This window comes from Oscillatoria salina IIICB1 (genome assembly GCF_020144665.1).
GTDB lineage: Bacteria > Cyanobacteriota > Cyanobacteriia > Cyanobacteriales > SIO1D9 > IIICB1.
On the sequence record NZ_JAAHBQ010000054.1, the window covers coordinates 1 to 15342 of the forward strand.

21 protein-coding genes are annotated in these 15342 nt (G+C 41.5%); 1 reads left to right on the plus strand and 20 read right to left on the minus strand.

Annotation, left to right across the window (positions count from 1 at the left end; translation table 11 throughout):
* Positions 1 to 93 precede the first annotated feature (93 nt).
* The 3 genes from cysK to G3T18_RS16565 form a co-directional block, all read right to left on the minus strand.
* Positions 94 to 1056, minus strand: a complete 963-nt coding sequence (gene cysK, locus G3T18_RS16555) for a cysteine synthase A (protein ID WP_224411683.1) — start codon at positions 1054 to 1056, stop codon at positions 94 to 96.
* Positions 1057 to 1164: 108 nt separating this feature from the next.
* A complete protein-coding gene (gene fdxB / locus G3T18_RS16560; RefSeq protein ID WP_224411684.1) occupies positions 1165 to 1464 on the minus strand; it encodes a ferredoxin III, nif-specific in 300 nt (99 codons plus the stop codon).
* A gap of 391 nt (positions 1465 to 1855) precedes the next feature.
* A complete protein-coding gene (locus G3T18_RS16565) occupies positions 1856 to 2476 on the minus strand; it encodes a class I SAM-dependent methyltransferase (RefSeq protein ID WP_224411685.1) in 621 nt (206 codons plus the stop codon).
* 242 nt (positions 2477 to 2718) lie between these two features.
* Between G3T18_RS16565 and G3T18_RS16570 the strand changes: the two genes are divergently transcribed.
* Positions 2719 to 2928: a TOBE domain-containing protein gene (locus tag G3T18_RS16570; RefSeq protein WP_224411686.1), complete on the plus strand. Its 210-nt coding sequence runs from the start codon at positions 2719 to 2721 to the stop codon at positions 2926 to 2928.
* 53 nt (positions 2929 to 2981) lie between these two features.
* Here G3T18_RS16570 and G3T18_RS16575 read toward each other — a convergent pair whose 3' ends face one another.
* From G3T18_RS16575 to nifD, 17 genes are all read right to left on the minus strand, one after another.
* Positions 2982 to 3251, minus strand: a complete 270-nt coding sequence (locus tag G3T18_RS16575) for a FeoA family protein (protein ID WP_224411687.1) — start codon at positions 3249 to 3251, stop codon at positions 2982 to 2984.
* 195 nt (positions 3252 to 3446) lie between these two features.
* The gene (locus tag G3T18_RS16580; RefSeq protein WP_224411688.1) at positions 3447 to 3665 is read right to left on the minus strand and encodes a hypothetical protein; all 219 of its coding nucleotides are present in this window, start codon (positions 3663 to 3665) and stop codon (positions 3447 to 3449) included.
* A 31-nt stretch (positions 3666 to 3696) separates the two neighbouring features.
* Entirely contained in the window at positions 3697 to 4044 is a 348-nt protein-coding gene (locus tag G3T18_RS16585; RefSeq protein WP_224411689.1) for a hypothetical protein, read from the minus strand.
* A gap of 25 nt (positions 4045 to 4069) precedes the next feature.
* Positions 4070 to 4426: a hypothetical protein gene (locus tag G3T18_RS16590; RefSeq protein ID WP_224411690.1), complete on the minus strand. Its 357-nt coding sequence runs from the start codon at positions 4424 to 4426 to the stop codon at positions 4070 to 4072.
* A 108-nt stretch (positions 4427 to 4534) separates the two neighbouring features.
* The gene (locus tag G3T18_RS16595; RefSeq protein ID WP_224411691.1) at positions 4535 to 4849 is read right to left on the minus strand and encodes a 2Fe-2S iron-sulfur cluster-binding protein; all 315 of its coding nucleotides are present in this window, start codon (positions 4847 to 4849) and stop codon (positions 4535 to 4537) included.
* Between the two features lie 55 nt (positions 4850 to 4904).
* On the minus strand, positions 4905 to 5270 hold the full coding sequence (locus G3T18_RS16600) for a HesB/IscA family protein (RefSeq protein WP_224411692.1): 366 nt from the start codon (positions 5268 to 5270) through the stop codon (positions 4905 to 4907).
* 31 nt (positions 5271 to 5301) lie between these two features.
* Positions 5302 to 6120 (minus strand): HesA/MoeB/ThiF family protein, encoded by an 819-nt coding sequence (locus G3T18_RS16605; protein ID WP_224411693.1) that lies wholly within the window; start codon positions 6118 to 6120, stop codon positions 5302 to 5304.
* A 15-nt stretch (positions 6121 to 6135) separates the two neighbouring features.
* Positions 6136 to 6471 carry a nitrogenase-stabilizing/protective protein NifW gene (nifW, locus tag G3T18_RS16610; RefSeq protein ID WP_224411694.1) on the minus strand — a complete coding sequence of 112 codons (336 nt, stop codon included), beginning with the start codon at positions 6469 to 6471 and terminating at the stop codon, positions 6136 to 6138.
* Positions 6468 to 6704, minus strand: a complete 237-nt coding sequence (locus G3T18_RS16615; protein WP_224411695.1) for a CCE_0567 family metalloprotein — start codon at positions 6702 to 6704, stop codon at positions 6468 to 6470. Before G3T18_RS16615 ends, nifW begins: the two co-directional genes overlap by 4 nt.
* Before the next feature lie 111 nt (positions 6705 to 6815).
* On the minus strand, positions 6816 to 7292 hold the full coding sequence (locus tag G3T18_RS16620; RefSeq protein WP_224411696.1) for a NifX-associated nitrogen fixation protein: 477 nt from the start codon (positions 7290 to 7292) through the stop codon (positions 6816 to 6818).
* 75 nt (positions 7293 to 7367) lie between these two features.
* Entirely contained in the window at positions 7368 to 7790 is a 423-nt protein-coding gene (nifX, locus tag G3T18_RS16625) for a nitrogen fixation protein NifX (protein ID WP_224411697.1), read from the minus strand.
* Between the two features lie 21 nt (positions 7791 to 7811).
* Positions 7812 to 8294: a DUF269 domain-containing protein gene (locus G3T18_RS16630; RefSeq protein WP_224411698.1), complete on the minus strand. Its 483-nt coding sequence runs from the start codon at positions 8292 to 8294 to the stop codon at positions 7812 to 7814.
* Between the two features lie 150 nt (positions 8295 to 8444).
* Entirely contained in the window at positions 8445 to 9791 is a 1347-nt protein-coding gene (gene nifN, locus G3T18_RS16635) for a nitrogenase iron-molybdenum cofactor biosynthesis protein NifN (RefSeq protein ID WP_224411699.1), read from the minus strand.
* A gap of 217 nt (positions 9792 to 10008) precedes the next feature.
* Entirely contained in the window at positions 10009 to 11406 is a 1398-nt protein-coding gene (gene nifE, locus G3T18_RS16640; RefSeq protein WP_224411700.1) for a nitrogenase iron-molybdenum cofactor biosynthesis protein NifE, read from the minus strand.
* A 61-nt stretch (positions 11407 to 11467) separates the two neighbouring features.
* Positions 11468 to 11806 carry a Mo-dependent nitrogenase C-terminal domain-containing protein gene (locus G3T18_RS16645; protein WP_224411701.1) on the minus strand — a complete coding sequence of 113 codons (339 nt, stop codon included), beginning with the start codon at positions 11804 to 11806 and terminating at the stop codon, positions 11468 to 11470.
* 65 nt (positions 11807 to 11871) lie between these two features.
* Positions 11872 to 13407, minus strand: coding sequence for a nitrogenase molybdenum-iron protein subunit beta (nifK, locus tag G3T18_RS16650; protein ID WP_224411702.1), 1536 nt, complete (start codon positions 13405 to 13407; stop codon positions 11872 to 11874).
* Positions 13408 to 13704: 297 nt separating this feature from the next.
* A complete protein-coding gene (gene nifD, locus G3T18_RS16655) occupies positions 13705 to 15141 on the minus strand; it encodes a nitrogenase molybdenum-iron protein alpha chain (protein WP_224411703.1) in 1437 nt (478 codons plus the stop codon).
* Between the last annotated feature and the right edge of the window lie 201 nt (positions 15142 to 15342).

Genomic DNA, 15342 nt, shown 5'->3' on the forward strand with positions numbered 1-15342 from the left:
CAGGGAAGGGGGTTGGGGGGTTAGGTTAAACTAAACAAACCCATAAAAAAACTCCGGAAAACCGGAGTAAACTACTGCGCTCCAAACTTTGTTTTAAGATACTAGGACAGGTTCTTCTTTCTCCTCATCTTGGAAAAGAGGCGTACTCAGATAACGTTCCCCAAAACTAGGTTGAATCATGACAATTAACTTACCTTTATTTTCGGGACGTTGAGCAACTTTGATCGCGGCACAAAGGGCAGCCCCAGAAGAAATTCCTGAAAGAATGCCTTCTTCGCGGGCGAGACGGCGACTGTAGCTGAAGGCTTCTTCGTCGGTGACAGTGACAACTTCATCGATTAATTCGACTTTCAACACTTCAGGGACAAATCCTGCACCGATACCTTGAATTTTATGACTACCTGGGTCGCCTCCGGAAAGGACGGGGCTGGTAACAGGTTCAACCGCGATCGCCTGAAATTCTGGCTTTTTCTCTTTGAGAAATTCGGCTATACCTGTAATCGTACCACCAGTACCTACACCTGCGATTAGAATATCTACCTGTCCGTCAGTATCTTCCCAAATTTCTACGGCTGTTGTCTGTCGGTGAATTTCTGGGTTGGCAGGATTGCGAAATTGCTGCGGCATAAAGGAGTTAGGAATGCTCGCCGCGAGTTCTTCCGCCCGCGCGATCGCCCCTTTCATTCCTTTACTGCCTGGAGTTAATTCTAATTTAGCACCATATCCCCGCAACATCGTCCTTCTTTCTAAACTCATGCTGTCGGGCATGGTTAAAATCAGTTTATATCCCTTCGCTGCTGCTGCCATCGCCAAAGCGATCCCCGTATTTCCGGAAGTTGGTTCGACTAAAGTGGTTTTCTCTGGAGAAATTAAACCTTCCTTCTCGGCAGCGTTAATCATACTTACCCCAATCCGATCTTTCACTGAAGAAGCAGGATTCATTCCTTCTAGTTTCACCAGAATTTTAGCCACGCAACCTTCAGCTTGAGGTATTTTGTTTAACTCTACCAACGGAGTCCCACCGACAAGTTCCGTAATATTTTTTGCTACTCGCATGATTCCCAAATCTCGTTCACTTTCTGCTTGTTATACCACTTTCTTTCAGTCAAGCTACCAATGTAACTTCACCTCAACAAAAAATAGTATTAACAATATTAACAAGCTTTAATTGTATTCTGCTAAGGGAGCATGAGTATAGCAAGATTTCGGACAAATTCTCGAACAAGCTTGACAACCAATACAATTTTCGCCATGAACAATAGTCATCACTTTTCGCTCAATATCATCATCTTCGTCATCGTCAACAAATTCTCCGTCTTCGTTCAATCCTCTTAATGTTAAAACATTGCGACCGCAAACTTTAAAGCATCTGCCGCAACCAATACATTTAGTTTCGTCAATTGCTTGAACAAATTGAGGTTCCCAAGTCAAACCTCCGCCAGTTAAACCAGTTATGTTTGCCACGAGCCGTTCTCCTCTTTTTGGCTAAATTAAGCGATAATTTTGGTGAAATTCTTCTCCGATAGCGAGTTAGGCTGGGCAAAGGAGATTACAAGTAATATTGTTCAGAAACTCTCACTTTTCAGGTAAATATAATTGAATCCTTGCCTGTCTCAATTTTGTGCCTATCTCACTTATTTATTTTATTTTATTGCTATCTTCTTTGTTTTTTGATAAATTTAATCTTTTTGTTATAAACAACAGAAAATTTGTTTTAGTTTTTGACTATTTATTTCCGCTAATAATTATAGCAAAAAATGGAAAAAATTCTGTCATGAAAATTACAAAATATTACCACAAAAATAAAGAGACGTAGCGTACTACGTCTCTCCCAATCGGCAATAACTAATTAAGATTACCTTTTCTTGGCAACAATTTGAAACAAGTGCCAATGCTTTTCTTCACCAAGTGGAGTTTTACCAGGATGCTCTTCTTCTATCAGCGTTTCAATGACAAAAGATTGCAATAATTCCTCTATCTTTGAGCGAGGATGAGAGTTCAGATTAGAATAAACCGCCCAAGAGTCGCGATCGCCTAATAGTTGTCCGCAAAAACGACCGCCAGAACGTAAAGAATTGATAATTTTTTGCCACAAAGTAGCAAATTCTAGCGGCGGACAGAAGATAATTGAAAAGCTAGCATTAATTAAATCTACTTGCTTAGGCAACTCCAATTCTTCAAAGCGCATTACCTGAGTTTCGAGTAAACTATTATCGATATCCGGACGCTGACAAAGACGAGAAATTGCTTTCGATTCTCCATCAATTCCTAAGACACGCCATCCCCTTCGTAATAGTTCTACCGTATCTCTACCATCACCACAACCCAAGTCAACAGCAAAGCAATTATTGTCTTTTTCTGCATCAAAATAATCTAACGCTTGCAAAAGCGTATCTCTGGGAGGGCGATTTTTCACTGCCTCGTAATATTCTACCCAATCCCGTTCTAAATTTTTATTTTTGGCTTCAGCATTCATCGCGATGACTATTGATTAAAATTTGACTTATTTCTGATTATAAAACTTCACTTTATAATTATAAGTTGATTTTAAGTTAAATTAAATTTATCTAAAATTTTTCAGAAAAGATTTTTTGAGCAAGCAGTGATAAAATTCTCTTCCGCTTTTTTGATAAATGTTAGCTATTTTTCTGGGAAAAGTATTTGATTTTGAAAAATAATCGGCTATACTTACTCTTGAAGTCATCAGGAGATAAAATTATGGCAATTAGCGCTCGCAATCACTTAAAAGGAACTGTGAAAAAGCTCGTTCCTGGAGCAATTAATTCAGAAGTAACTGTAGAAGTTGCTCCCGGAATAGAAATTGTTTCAGTTATTACCAAATCTTCAGCAGAAAGATTAGCTGTAGAAGAAGGTAAAGAAATTTATGTTGTCATCAAGTCGTCCGATGTCATGCTTGCAACTGAGTAACTAAGTTCGCTCCTACCAGAAGGTAAGAGGAATTGCTGTACTGCTAATTCCTCTTACTCGATCTCGATTTTGCTAGTACCTACCCGCACGTAAATTAATTGAGCAATTTTTTCATTAACAACTAGTCGATTTTCTCCTATTTGAATAACTAAATTAGGAAAACGTTGCTCTAAAGTAATAGCTAGTCCGGGATTTATACCCATTTCGAGAATTTTTTGCAAAAGATTTTCATCGGAAGTTTTAAAATGACTAATAACTCCTTTTTCCCTCGCGTTTAACAAATTCAGTGACGATAAACAGACTGTAAAGCTTTGGGTAAACATTAATGAAGAAACCTCATGAAAAGTAAAGTTGAGGTAAGAAAAGACTTGGGCGATCGCCAGCCAGCTTTTTCTCGATAATCTTTCTTAACTACTCAATTATTAGCATAAGCAAATCAAGCTTATTTAACAGTAGCCTAGGCTACAAAAAGCTTAGTTTTATATATTAGTAAAACCTCAAAAAAAGAGCGGTTTTTCTCACAACTTTTGGTCGGTAGCGTATAATTGCTGATAAATAATCAACAAAATCAACGTAAGCAGCATTTTCATAGGGAGAGGAATTAAAACAAAAAACCATACCAAAGCAATTAATCCGGCTGAAACGGCTGCGAGATTATGAACTTCATCATCATCATTAAAAACTACCCAAATAGCAGCCAAACTAATCACTAATAAAAACAAGTAAATTGCCAACATAATAATCTGAATGAAAATTTGCTCTAAAGAGTTACTTACCTTGCGTCGCTACCCAAAACAACTCTAACCAAAGACGAGGATTTTCTTGTTTAAGCTTCGATCTAGGATCGCGAATCAGTCTATTTGCATTGAGATAAACAACTTCAACCAAGCCCATATTTTCGGCTATTTCTTTGAAAAATTCGTGTTGCGATCGTATTTCAGCAGCTAACTCGTTAGAGTGATAAATCCCAATGTAATATAAGCGTTTACCCAATCTTTCCAGATAACATTCAAGGACTTTCACGTAACAGTAATTCAGCACTTGAGCGCTTTTCGGGTAATAGCTATTTATTACTGAGACAAATTCGTGAGCGAGTTGTTGTTTACTGATTGCCATAACATTAATAGCGTGATAAAATAAACTAGATATCAGACAAACACCAGACTTTGACACAAGGATTTTTTAGTTGCGTACACTTGTGTTTAAAAGTTAAATTACAAGAGTTACGATAGTTGCGATCGCCAGAGGGTAAATTTAAATCTGAATTTTGTAAACTTCCTTTTGGTAGGGGACATTCTTCATCAATCAGTTCGCAAAAGAAAGCTGCTGGATGAGAAACTTTAACGATACGGTTATTTTTCCGTTCGAGTTCTAAATCTTTATTAAAAATAAACTCACTGTAATCTGCTAAACTATCTAGTCCCAATAAATTTAAGGTTATTTCCGTAGCTAACCAAAATCCCGTTTTATTAAATAACTTATTCCAGTGGACTAACATATAATCGCACCCTATTTTGGTTAGCTAATAATGCGCGATCGCTAACGGCTAACCCAGACAAATCGACAATTAGCCATTAGCATAAACTCACCAATTAGTCAAATTAATTCAGACTAAATAAGCTTCTTGATGAGTTTTGATCGTACAATCCGAACGAGGATAAGCAACGCAAAGTAACACATATCCCTTTGCAATTTGCTCGTCATCGAGGAAACTTTGATCTTCTTGATCTATTTCCCCTTCAACAATCTTACCAACGCAACTAGAACAAGCACCCGCCCGACAAGAAAAAGGAAGATCCAAACCGTCTTCTTCTGCCGCATCCAAGATATAAGTATCTTCAGGAATATCCAAAGTAACATCTATTTCTGGGGGCTTTTTCTTTTTACCCTTAATTAGGCGAACTTTGTAAGTAGTAGTCATAGCGATCTTCTCCTCTAATTAATCAATTATCGAACTTACGCAAATTCCAAGTGAATTAGCTACAAGGTACGGCAGTAGGAGTACAATCTCCGGCGGAAAAAGACTTACCGCAACCGCAACTATCAGTAGCATTAGGGTTAGTAAAAGTAAACCCACTTTGCAACAAACTATCAACAAAATCGATTACCACGCCTTTGAGTAACGGCGCACTTTGAGGATCGATATAAATGCGAACTTTATCTTGCTCAAAAACCAAATCGTCAGAATTGCGTTTGTTAGTTATATCCAAGACATATTCGTAGCCACTACAACCACCATCAACCACAGCCAAACGAACTGCTTTTTCAGTAGTTTCATCAGCACTAGCTCGCACAAAACTGCGTAAACGGAAAGCAGCTTTTTCAGTTAAAGTAACAGTCATAAAAATCTCCATTGAGTCTTACAATTACCATTTAGTGACTATAACTCGTCACTGGAAACTTTAAAAAATCATCCTTTTCTGACGAGAAATTAGTAATAGTTTCTCGTCCTTTGTTGCCACATACAGGACAATCGGGATCGTGATAAGTACGACGTTTAGCAAACTCCAAACGATTTAAATCCATTGTCAGTAATTTGCCTAAAAGTGGCTCGCCAAATCCAGCAATTACCTGAATCGCTTGCAAAGCAGTCAAACAAGCCAAAGTTCCCGAAACTGCACCCAAAACACCAAAACCGCGTCGATCCCATTCCGGTTTTTCGGGGAATAAACAAGAAAGGCAGGGAGTTTTACCAGGGATAATTGTCGTAAGATAAGCTTCCATATTATTCATCGCAGCTTCGATCATTGGCTTATTCCATTTCACGCAAGCAGCATTGAGCAAATCTCGCTCGTCAAAATTGTGAGCGCAACTCAAGGCGATATCAGACTGTTGCACCAAGGAATCTACATTTTCCGGGGTAATATATTCCGCGATCGCGTCAATTTCCACATCAGGATTAATCTTCTCTAAAGTTTCCTTCGCTTTGAAAACCCTAGGTTTACCCACCCAATCATCAGTCATCAAAATCTGACGATTCATATCATCCAAACGCAACTCGCCACCCCGAACTAAAATCAACTTACCGATCCCAGCAACAGCGAGGTATAATGCTACAGTTCCGCCTAAGCCACCCACTCCTGAAACTACAGCAGTTGAAGCCTTAAGTAAATTTTGCCCTTCCTCCCCAAAACCAGGAAGCATTATTTGTCGTTGATAGCGTTCCAATTCCTTAGCTGTAAGTTCTAACACGCCTTTAATTGCTCCTTAGTCGGTGGTCTTAATTTCTGATACCAAAACAACGTTCTTTGGTTTTTCCTGAAACACCTTAAACAGCTTCGTTTCTATCGGGCTGGAGGTGCGGAAAAGTTCGTAAGCTTCAGTCAAAGCATCCTGATATTTAGCCAAACGTTCTTGCTCGTCTACATCAGGAAAAACCTTGTCAATTTCCTCAATTAACAGCGAAAACTGCTTCAAAATATGCAAGCGGTTGACATTAACGAAATGTTGGTCATAAGGAATATCAAAAAACTGGAAATACTCCTCAGCATCAACAAGCTTTTTGAAATCAGCTAAACTTTGATAATTAGTTGCTTCAGTCATTTTAATTGCTTCTCCCATACTTTCAGTTGTTTTTTTAGTTCAGCTAACTCGCGATAAATTTCGTAAGTTTTCGCAGCTTCATCGGGCAGCTTTTCAAAATCAGTTGGTAAACCTTCCGCCAGATCGTGCAAGTCCATTTTCATTTGACCTGCTTTACTATTAAGGCGCTTGACTTTCTTTTTTAGCTCCTCAACTGCTTCCGGGGTAACTGTTTGTTCGGTAAATTGAGCCATTTTTGCTTCAGAAATCGACAACTTTTCCTTGATTACGGGGGTGCGTTCAGCCTGATTTTTTCTAACTTTTTAACCTGAATTTTTCGCTTTAACGCACCCTGATGAAACTATTTAAGCATTAGCAGCTTCAGGAAAACGCTTGATAGTTTCCACACCCGATTTAGTCAATTTTTCCCCTTGGCTAGCTAATTTTTCTAGGGAATCATAGCCAAAACGTTGTGCATCGCGGAGAGTCCGAGAAACAACCATCAAGCGACCAGTCCAGACTAACGACCAACCAAAACCTTCATGGCTAAGATCGATAACTACTTGACAAAGTTTACCTGTTTCTTTCTCAATGCAAGCAGCTACAGCGCGATAGAAAGAGAGGACTCTTAATTGAGTAGCTGGTTCTACATCTCCGCTAACAGAAATTTGGCGTTTTTTCTCTTTACTAACCACAAAAGGTGCGAGGACTAATTCATCACTCCAGCTACGATAAACTCCGTAATGATCTTGAGCCCGAACTTGCCTGACTAATTCTTGTAAAAAGGTATTTTCAGCTACAAAAGCGGCTTTATTTTCTTGAGTTGTTGTTGTCGAAGTCATGGTACTAATTTGGTTCGTTGTTTGCTAGGTAAAACTATAAAGATAGAAAAAGTTTTTTGCGGTTTTTCTCCCGAATTAAACATATTCTTTTTCGGCTACTTCTTCATCTTCAAAATCAAATTTGTTTGCGTCTTGCTGAAGAGCTTTTCTGAGCCAAGGTGGAGGATTACCATTTAGGGTTATCACTAATTTACTCAAGATTTCTTCAATTTTTTCTTCTTCGCTTCTTGACTTAACTGGAGTCACTTTTTTGCGAATTAAACGTGCGGCTGCACTGCCACCAATAGCAGAAACATAAACAATCGTGCAGTCAGCAAGAGCTTCGATTTTGGGAACTAATTTATCTTCGTTTCCATCTTCTTTTAAATCTCCACCAAACTGAAGAGTATTTAAGAAGGTATAGCCCTCTGTATTAACTTCGTAAACATCGATCTTTTTCGCCCAACCAAAGTGAGCATTGACGTGAACATTATCGCTAGTAGTAAAGGCAACTTTCATTGGTGTTCTCCTTGAATTTAGTTAAATTTGTGCGGAGGTTAAGGAAGGAAACTCAAAATAATTTTCGGCTAATTTAATCGCACTTTGAGTGATTTTTTCTCCTTCACCAGCGAGTGTGTCTAAAGATTCAAAACCAAAACAGGAAGCATTGCGTAATATTTGGGAAACAACTAACAACGAGCCGCAAACAACCATTACGCTACCTAATCCTTCTTGACTCAAATTAATGAATGCTTCAGTTATTTGACCTGTTTCTTGTTCTAAACGAGCGGCAATTGTGCGATAAAAAGCAAAAATTAGTTGTAGAAGTGTCGCATCTAGTTGGAGATGTTTGCATTCTTTTTTGTTAGTCAGTAATAAACTAAGCAGCGATTCATTTGAGTAATGGCGATACAGATTAGTTGTGTCTAAAATGCGAATTTGGCGTACTAATTCGTCGAGGAAAGGGTTGTTTAAGTTAGCTGTATCGCTTAGGTGGTTTGGGTTTTCTATGAGAGTAAGCATTTCGGGTAGTTTTAGTCTGAAGAGGCGTACTGCTGGAGCAAATTAGAGTCAATTCTCACTCGGTTTATTTATCAATTTGAGAATTGTTGTTTGTGGAGTAAATTTAACCTAATTTCATCATACATTATTTTCAACATAAAGAATAGTGATTTAATGATTATTTTGTGATTCTTCTTGCTCAATAAAAATGTTGCCAATGTCAAAGAGAAACTGGATAGTACCGCGATAACTGATTAAAAAACGATAGCCATTTCCTAGGCGATCGTAAATAGGATAACCGAGGCGATACAGAGGAATATGTAGTTTTTTAGCGAGAGATTTTGCCTGAGAATTAGCAATGATTAAATCCGAACCCGCAGCCAAATCTTCTAAATCTTCTAAATCACCAATTGTCACCGAATCAACAGGTAAATCTGACAAAATTGGGGATTTAGTTGTAGTCACTGCCGCTTGAATTTCTGCACCCATATTATGCAATAACCAAGCAGTTTGATAAAGTAAATCTGGTTCTAGGGCGAGAGAAATTCGTTTGCGACCAAAATAGAAGTGAGTATCTAAGATCGCATCTTGTAATTGACGGCGCTGAATCTCATATTTGTTAGGAACTGTAGGAGGCTTGATAAAATGAGGATCGTGTCGGGAATTAACGATTTGAGAGAGTCGCCAGAGAAATTTATCTACCGCTTCCAAACCTGCCAATTGGGGAAAAACTTCGTAGTTAGTGCCAAACTGTTGTTGCAAAGTTTCTGCTGGCGATCGCATACTTTCCCCGATCGCCAATGTGAATGTAGACTGGTTTAAGTTACGCAACTGCTCTAAACTGGTTCCTCCTGCTGTCGTCGTTTGGTATTCGTCCTCTAAATGTCCATCCAACGAACCAGAAATATCGGGCAAGATTAACGGTTTTAAGCCGAAATCTTGGACAATCTGCTTAATTTCTGCCACATCACCTGGTGACAGTAACGAACCCGCTAAAATCGTTACCTGGGGCAACATCTCAACTAGAGACTCATCCCTACTACCAAAATCTGTCGCGACAATTTCCCGAACAGCAGCCGCAAAACCATCTTGCATTGCTCCCTTATAATCAGGAGTAGACACAAACACGATTGGTAAAGAATCTAACTCTGGATGACTTTCGCGAAACGTTCTCAGAATGCCCTTCATATCATCGCCGCGCGTTTCAGTCAAGCCTGTAGTAAACAAAGCAATAATTTCCGGTTTCGCTTTCTCTACCAAAGTCAGGATTGCTTGTTCGACATTATCTTCACCACCCAAAATCGTAGATACTTCAGTCATTGCGGTTGTCGCTAGGGGAATTGCTTCGCGAAAATGACGTACCAAAAGGACTTTAGCAAAAGCAGTGCAACCTTGGGAACCGTGAAACAAAGGTACAGTACCTTTCAATCCCAAAAATGCTAAGGCTGCACCCAAGGGTTGGCTTTGTTTTAAAGGATTGACAGCAACGGATTTTTTACGGCTGGTAACAGTAGTCATGGTGATTAGGGATTGGTGGGGACTGGGGACTGGGGACTGGGGACTGGGGATTGGTGATTGGTGATTAGGGATTGGGGTTTTCACCTTACCAGTGAAAGTAGGTATGGGTAAGTTAAGAGATTAACTGTTAACTGCTAACTGATAACTATTTCATGCGGCTACGTGCTAACTGATAACTATTTCATGCGGCTACGTGCTAACTGTTAACTGTTTACTGCTAACCGATCGATGCGGCTACGTGATAACTGTTAACTGTCCAAGGTGCGGGTTTGCGGACTTGCGCCCAAATTGGGCTGTGGAGGGCTTCATCGATTTCTCGCGCCATTTCGACTAAGCCGACATATCCAGCGTAGGGATGATGGCGTTCTTGGTTGATATCGAGGAAAGGAATTCTGGCTTTGAGGGCGGTATACTGGTTGCGTCCGCCAGCGACGAGTAAATCGGCTTTAGTTTTGGCGATGACGCGTAATAGTTCTTGAGCATTACCTTTTTGGAGCATAATGCCATCTTTACCGAGTAATTCCTTAATCCGGGCTTTATCTTCCTCGGTGCTTTTTTTGGTGCTGGTAGCGACAACTTCCATCCCTAAATCCTGGGCTGCGGAAATCACCGACCAACTTTTGACACCTCCGGTATAAAGTACCATCCGCTTTCCTTGTAAGCGAGATCGGTAGGGAATCAAAGCTTGATTGAGTTTAGCAGTTTCTTCACTAATTAAATTTTCGACCCGTTCTTGCAATTCGCGATCGCCCAATTTGGCGGCGATATTTCGCAAACAGCGATTCATGTCAGCGATGCCATAAAAAGATTCTTCAATGTAAGGAATACCATATTTTTCCTCCATTTTCCGCCCCATATTAATCAACGCTTTCGAGCAAATCATGACGTTGAGTTTAGCGCGGTGGGCGGAGCAAACATCTTGATAACGAGCATCGCCAGTAATTTTTGCTAATACCCGAATACCCAATTTTTCAAATAAAGGTAACACTCCCCAAAGTTCGCCAGCAATGTTGTATTCGCCGATTAAATTAATATCGTAAGGAGTGGTATATTCAGGTTCGACGGTACCGACAACATGGTCTAGTAAAGCCTCTCCCGCCATACGGTTGCCCATATTTTTCGTTCCGGCAAAACCAGGAGAATTAACGGGAATTATCGGCGTACCGAATTTTTGAGTTGCCGCTTGACAAACTGCATCAAGGTCATCACCAATTAAAGCAGTTACACAAGTCAAATAAACAAAAACTGCGGCGGGCTGATAGCGATCGCAAACTTCCTTAATTGCTTTATACAGTTTCTTTTCACCGCCAAAAATGATATCATTTTCGCTTAAATCGGTGGTGAAACCCATTTTGTAGGTCATCGGACCCGAAGAGAGACTGCCGCGACTGCCCCAAGAATTACCAGCACAGGCGATCGGACCGTGAACCAAATGAGCAGCATCGGTAATCGGGACCAATGCGATCGAAGCGCCATCAAAAGCACAACCGCCTTGGGCTGCTCCAGGTTGAGCTTGTTGTTTACAAGCTTTATTTTTACCTACGCCTTTTTGATGATTATGTTCGCAACCTGGTTCATTGAGCAATGCTGCGACTTTGCTTTGTTTGAATGCCATTTCAGCTTACCAGTGAGGGGTTATCTATAAGAAAACTTTGCGGGCAATCTCTCTACATCTGTTAGCAAATATAGCGGTCTATATCCTCACCACAAACATCACTGAGGTAGGATAAAGCCCGGAAACGTAAAGCCATAATTTCGTTGTAGAGAGGATTAATTTTACAAAAAGCGGGAATGTGGATAGTGCGTCCCAAGAAATTAACATTACGCTCGAAAGGACAAGAACAAGGAATCAATTTACAAATAAAATGGGCAAAGCGATTATCAGTAATTTCGATCTCATCCAACCAGCGACGTAAAGGAAACAAAAGATCGAAGTGACGTTTTTTCTTAGGTGTAGCTTGCTTACTTTGGGCAGATTGTGCAGTTGGGTAGTTAAAGGTTGTGCTAGTCATCATAACTATTCCGTCAAGGAAGCGGTAAGGTGGGGCAAACAATTGTTTGCCCTACCGTTTGGTGTGTCTTAGCGAATCAAGTCGTAAGAGATATCGGTTTTTGAGGGAACAATCGTGTTACGATCCAACTCATCAAGGATGCCATTAGCAATCCAATTGAGTAGATTAATTGCGCCAGAGTAGCCGATAGTTGCATAGCGATGTAGGTGATGGCGATCGAAAATTGGATAACCAATGCGGATTAAAGGTGTTCCGGTATCGCGCCAGAGGTATTTACCGTAGGAATTACCGATTAAGAAGTCAACAGGCTCAGTAAACAGAAGACTCCGCATATGCCACAAGTCTTTACCGCCCCAAACCGTTGCTTCTTGTCCGAAGGGACTTGATTCTAAGAGAGCTTTAGCTTCTTGCTCAAACTTGGGATTACTGTTGCTCACCAATACGTGAACTGGTTCGACACCAATTTCGAGTAAGAATTGTAACAGTCCGAGGACGAGATCGGGATCGCCGTAGAGGGCTGCTTTTTTGCCATGTACCCAAGCTTGAGTATCAGTGATCGCATCAACTGCGCGTCCGCGTTCTTTTTCTAATTCGGGGGGAATGGGATTTCCGGTTGCTTGAGAAAGAGCGACCAAGAAATCGTCAGTACCTTTAATTCCCCAAGGACGAATCACCGAAGTTCCTTGCTTCCATTGATTTTCGATGTATTCGCGAGTCTTAGTTGTGGAGTAAGCTTGGAGAGCGATCGTTTGCTCGGCATTAATTGCATCTGCGGCAGCTTCGAGAGGCGTACCTCCTTGGTACATCTTGAATTCGCCATCGTTAGGTGAATCCAAATAATCCTCGTTATCGGCTAAAACTGTGGCATCTACACCTAACAAAGAAGTTAGACGCTTTAATTCGCGCAGGTTGCCGATATAGGTTTCAAAACCAGGGATGAAGTTAATCTTACCGTTAGTAGTTTCTTTCTTCTTACCTTCAGTCAGGTTGGTAAGAATTCCTTTCATCATATTGTCGTAACCCGTAATGTGGGAACCGACAAAGCTAGGTGTGTGAGCGAAAGGAACTGGGAAATCTTGGGGAATTGAGCCTTCGTTTTTCGAGTTGCCGATAAATGCACCCAAGTCATCCCCGATTACTTCTGCCATACAAGTAGTACAGACAGCAATCATTTTTGGGTTGTAGAGAGTATAAGCATTGGCTAAACCATCGATCATGTTTTTCAGTCCGCCAAAGACTGCTGCATCTTCCGTCATTGAACTGGAAACAGCACTGAAGGGTTCTTTAAAGTGGCGGGTGAAGTGGCTACGGAAGTAAGCAACGCATCCTTGGGAACCATGAACGAAGGGTAACGTACCTTCAAAACCTACAGCCGCAAGAATCGCACCTAATGGTTGGCAAGCTTTGGCAGGATTAACAGTTAAAGCTTCACGGGCAAAGTTCTTTTCGCGATACTCCCAAGTTTTTGTCCAATCTGCTGCTTTTTGTACTTCCTCGTTGGGAGGTAGTCCTTCAAACTCACGTTTGTTTTGGAATAGTTCCTGATATTCGGGTTGTTGGAACAGTGTAGCGTGGTCTTGGATGTTGTCAACGTTCTGAGCCATGATGTAACTCCTGGTGTTGGTGATTGGGGATTGATGATTAGGGATTGGTGGTTAGGGACTGGGGAGGAGGGGACTGGGGAGGAGGGGAGGAGGGGACTGGGGACTAGGAACTGGTGATTAGGAAAACTTTGCTGCAAATTCCTCCTTGTCCTCTTTGTCTCCCCTCTCCTCCTTGTCCTCCTTGTCTCCCCCCTCCTCCTTGTCTTCTCTTGTCTTTCAAAGGGGGTTGAGGATGGGAGTGAGTAGCTTCGCTGTTTTCGGGTAAGGAGAAAAACTCCCATCACTCGTTGGTTAGGTTTACTTCTTCCAAGGGGCTTTGATTAAGTCCCAAGTTGGACTGTTGAGTGCTAAGTCCATGTCGCGAGCGAAGATGGCGAAACCGTCGTAACCGTGGTAGGGACCGGAATAATCCCAAGAGTGCATTTGGCGGAAGGGTAATGCCATTTTCTGGAAGACATACTTCTCTTTGATGCCGGAAGCTACTAAGTCAGGTTTGAGGGCTTCGACAAATTTCTCGAATTCGTATCCGGTTACGTCGTCATAAATTAAGGTTGCATCCTCGACGTAGTTGGTGGTGCGTTTGTAGTCGTCACCGTGACCGAATTCATAGCCAGTACCGATAACTTCCATGCCGAGATCGTAGAATGCGGGGACGACGTGGCGAGGACGCAAACCGCCAACCATCATCATTACTTTCTTACCTTCAAGGCGAGGACGATATTTAGCGATGACTGCTTCAGCGTCAGCTTTGTATTTAGCAATTACTCGTTCTGCACCTTCTTTGATTGTGTCATCGAAGAATTCAGCGATCGCCCGCAGGGATTCGGCGATTTTGGTCGGACCGAAGAAGTTATACTCGTGCCAGGGAACACCGTATTTCTCTTCCATGTGACGGCTGATGTAGTTCATCGAGCGGTAGCAGTGGACGAGATTTAGTTTGACTTTGGGGGTATTCTTCATTTCTTCTAGGGTTCCATCCCCAGACCATTGTGCCACTACCCGCAAGCCCATTTCTTCGAGTAAAATTCGGGAAGACCAAGCGTCACCACCGATGTTGTAGTCGCCGATGATGGCTACATCATAAGGTGTGCTTTCCCAATCTGATTCTTCGTTGTCTGCTTTGTCGAATACCCAGTCACGAATTGAGTCGTTGGCGATGTGGTGTCCCAAGGACTGAGATACACCCCGGAAGCCTTCACAACGGACGGGAACTACGGTTTTGCCGATTTCTTTACTGGTTTTACGAGCAACAGCTTCGATGTCGTCTCCAATTAAACCAATGGGACATTCAGACTGAATTGAGATCCCGTTATTGAGGGGGAAGAGTTCTTCAATTTCGTGGATGAGTTTGGTGAGTTTTTTGTCACCGCCGAAGACGATATCCCGTTCTTGGAAGTCGGAGGTAAACTGCATTGTACCGAAGGTATCAATACCAGTAGTACCGATGTAGTAGTTACGGCGACCTGACCAAGAGTAATAACCGCAGCCCACAGGTCCATGTGAAATATGAACCATATCTTTAACTGGACCCCAAACCACCCCTTTAGAACCTGCATAAGCACAACCACGAGTGGTCATTACGCCAGGAAGGGATTTTTTGTTGGATTTAACGCCGCAGTCAGATTTGCCTTCTTCGTAAACATTGAGGTGTTGTTTGCGCTTTTTCTGGGCTTTTTCGGGATAAGTTTCCAGAACCTCTTGGATAAGTTGTTTGTTGTCTTCTACAGTTGCCATAGCGTTCCTCTCTATTGGCGATTGGTGATTGGGGATTGGGGATTTAGGATTAGGGATTGGGGATTGGGTTCAGTAAACAGTTAACAGTTATCAGTGACCAGTTAACAGTTATTAGTTTGTCCTCCAAGTCTCCCCCTTCTCCCTTTCTGTGCGATAACTGTTGAACAAATGCGATTTGGGGAATTGAGAGGGAATGGCGAT

Coding starts and splice junctions, on each gene's coding strand:
- G3T18_RS16645 (WP_224411701.1), bottom strand. CDS start 11,806: ATGATGACTAGCACAACCTTTAACTACCCAACTGCACAATCTGCCCAA.
- G3T18_RS16570 (WP_224411686.1), top strand. CDS start 2,719: ATGGCAATTAGCGCTCGCAATCACTTAAAAGGAACTGTGAAAAAGCTC.
- G3T18_RS16575 (WP_224411687.1), bottom strand. CDS start 3,251: ATGTTTACCCAAAGCTTTACAGTCTGTTTATCGTCACTGAATTTGTTA.
- nifE (WP_224411700.1), bottom strand. CDS start 11,406: ATGGCATTCAAACAAAGCAAAGTCGCAGCATTGCTCAATGAACCAGGT.
- nifN (WP_224411699.1), bottom strand. CDS start 9,791: ATGACTACTGTTACCAGCCGTAAAAAATCCGTTGCTGTCAATCCTTTA.
- nifX (WP_224411697.1), bottom strand. CDS start 7,790: ATGAAAGTTGCCTTTACTACTAGCGATAATGTTCACGTCAATGCTCAC.
- nifW (WP_224411694.1), bottom strand. CDS start 6,471: ATGACTGAAGCAACTAATTATCAAAGTTTAGCTGATTTCAAAAAGCTT.
- cysK (WP_224411683.1), bottom strand. CDS start 1,056: ATGCGAGTAGCAAAAAATATTACGGAACTTGTCGGTGGGACTCCGTTG.
- G3T18_RS16580 (WP_224411688.1), bottom strand. CDS start 3,665: ATGTTGGCAATTTACTTGTTTTTATTAGTGATTAGTTTGGCTGCTATT.
- G3T18_RS16585 (WP_224411689.1), bottom strand. CDS start 4,044: ATGGCAATCAGTAAACAACAACTCGCTCACGAATTTGTCTCAGTAATA.
- nifD (WP_224411703.1), bottom strand. CDS start 15,141: ATGGCAACTGTAGAAGACAACAAACAACTTATCCAAGAGGTTCTGGAA.
- nifK (WP_224411702.1), bottom strand. CDS start 13,407: ATGGCTCAGAACGTTGACAACATCCAAGACCACGCTACACTGTTCCAA.
- G3T18_RS16590 (WP_224411690.1), bottom strand. CDS start 4,426: ATGTTAGTCCACTGGAATAAGTTATTTAATAAAACGGGATTTTGGTTA.
- G3T18_RS16565 (WP_224411685.1), bottom strand. CDS start 2,476: ATGAATGCTGAAGCCAAAAATAAAAATTTAGAACGGGATTGGGTAGAA.
- G3T18_RS16615 (WP_224411695.1), bottom strand. CDS start 6,704: ATGGCTCAATTTACCGAACAAACAGTTACCCCGGAAGCAGTTGAGGAG.
- G3T18_RS16620 (WP_224411696.1), bottom strand. CDS start 7,292: ATGACTTCGACAACAACAACTCAAGAAAATAAAGCCGCTTTTGTAGCT.
- G3T18_RS16595 (WP_224411691.1), bottom strand. CDS start 4,849: ATGACTACTACTTACAAAGTTCGCCTAATTAAGGGTAAAAAGAAAAAG.
- G3T18_RS16600 (WP_224411692.1), bottom strand. CDS start 5,270: ATGACTGTTACTTTAACTGAAAAAGCTGCTTTCCGTTTACGCAGTTTT.
- G3T18_RS16630 (WP_224411698.1), bottom strand. CDS start 8,294: ATGCTTACTCTCATAGAAAACCCAAACCACCTAAGCGATACAGCTAAC.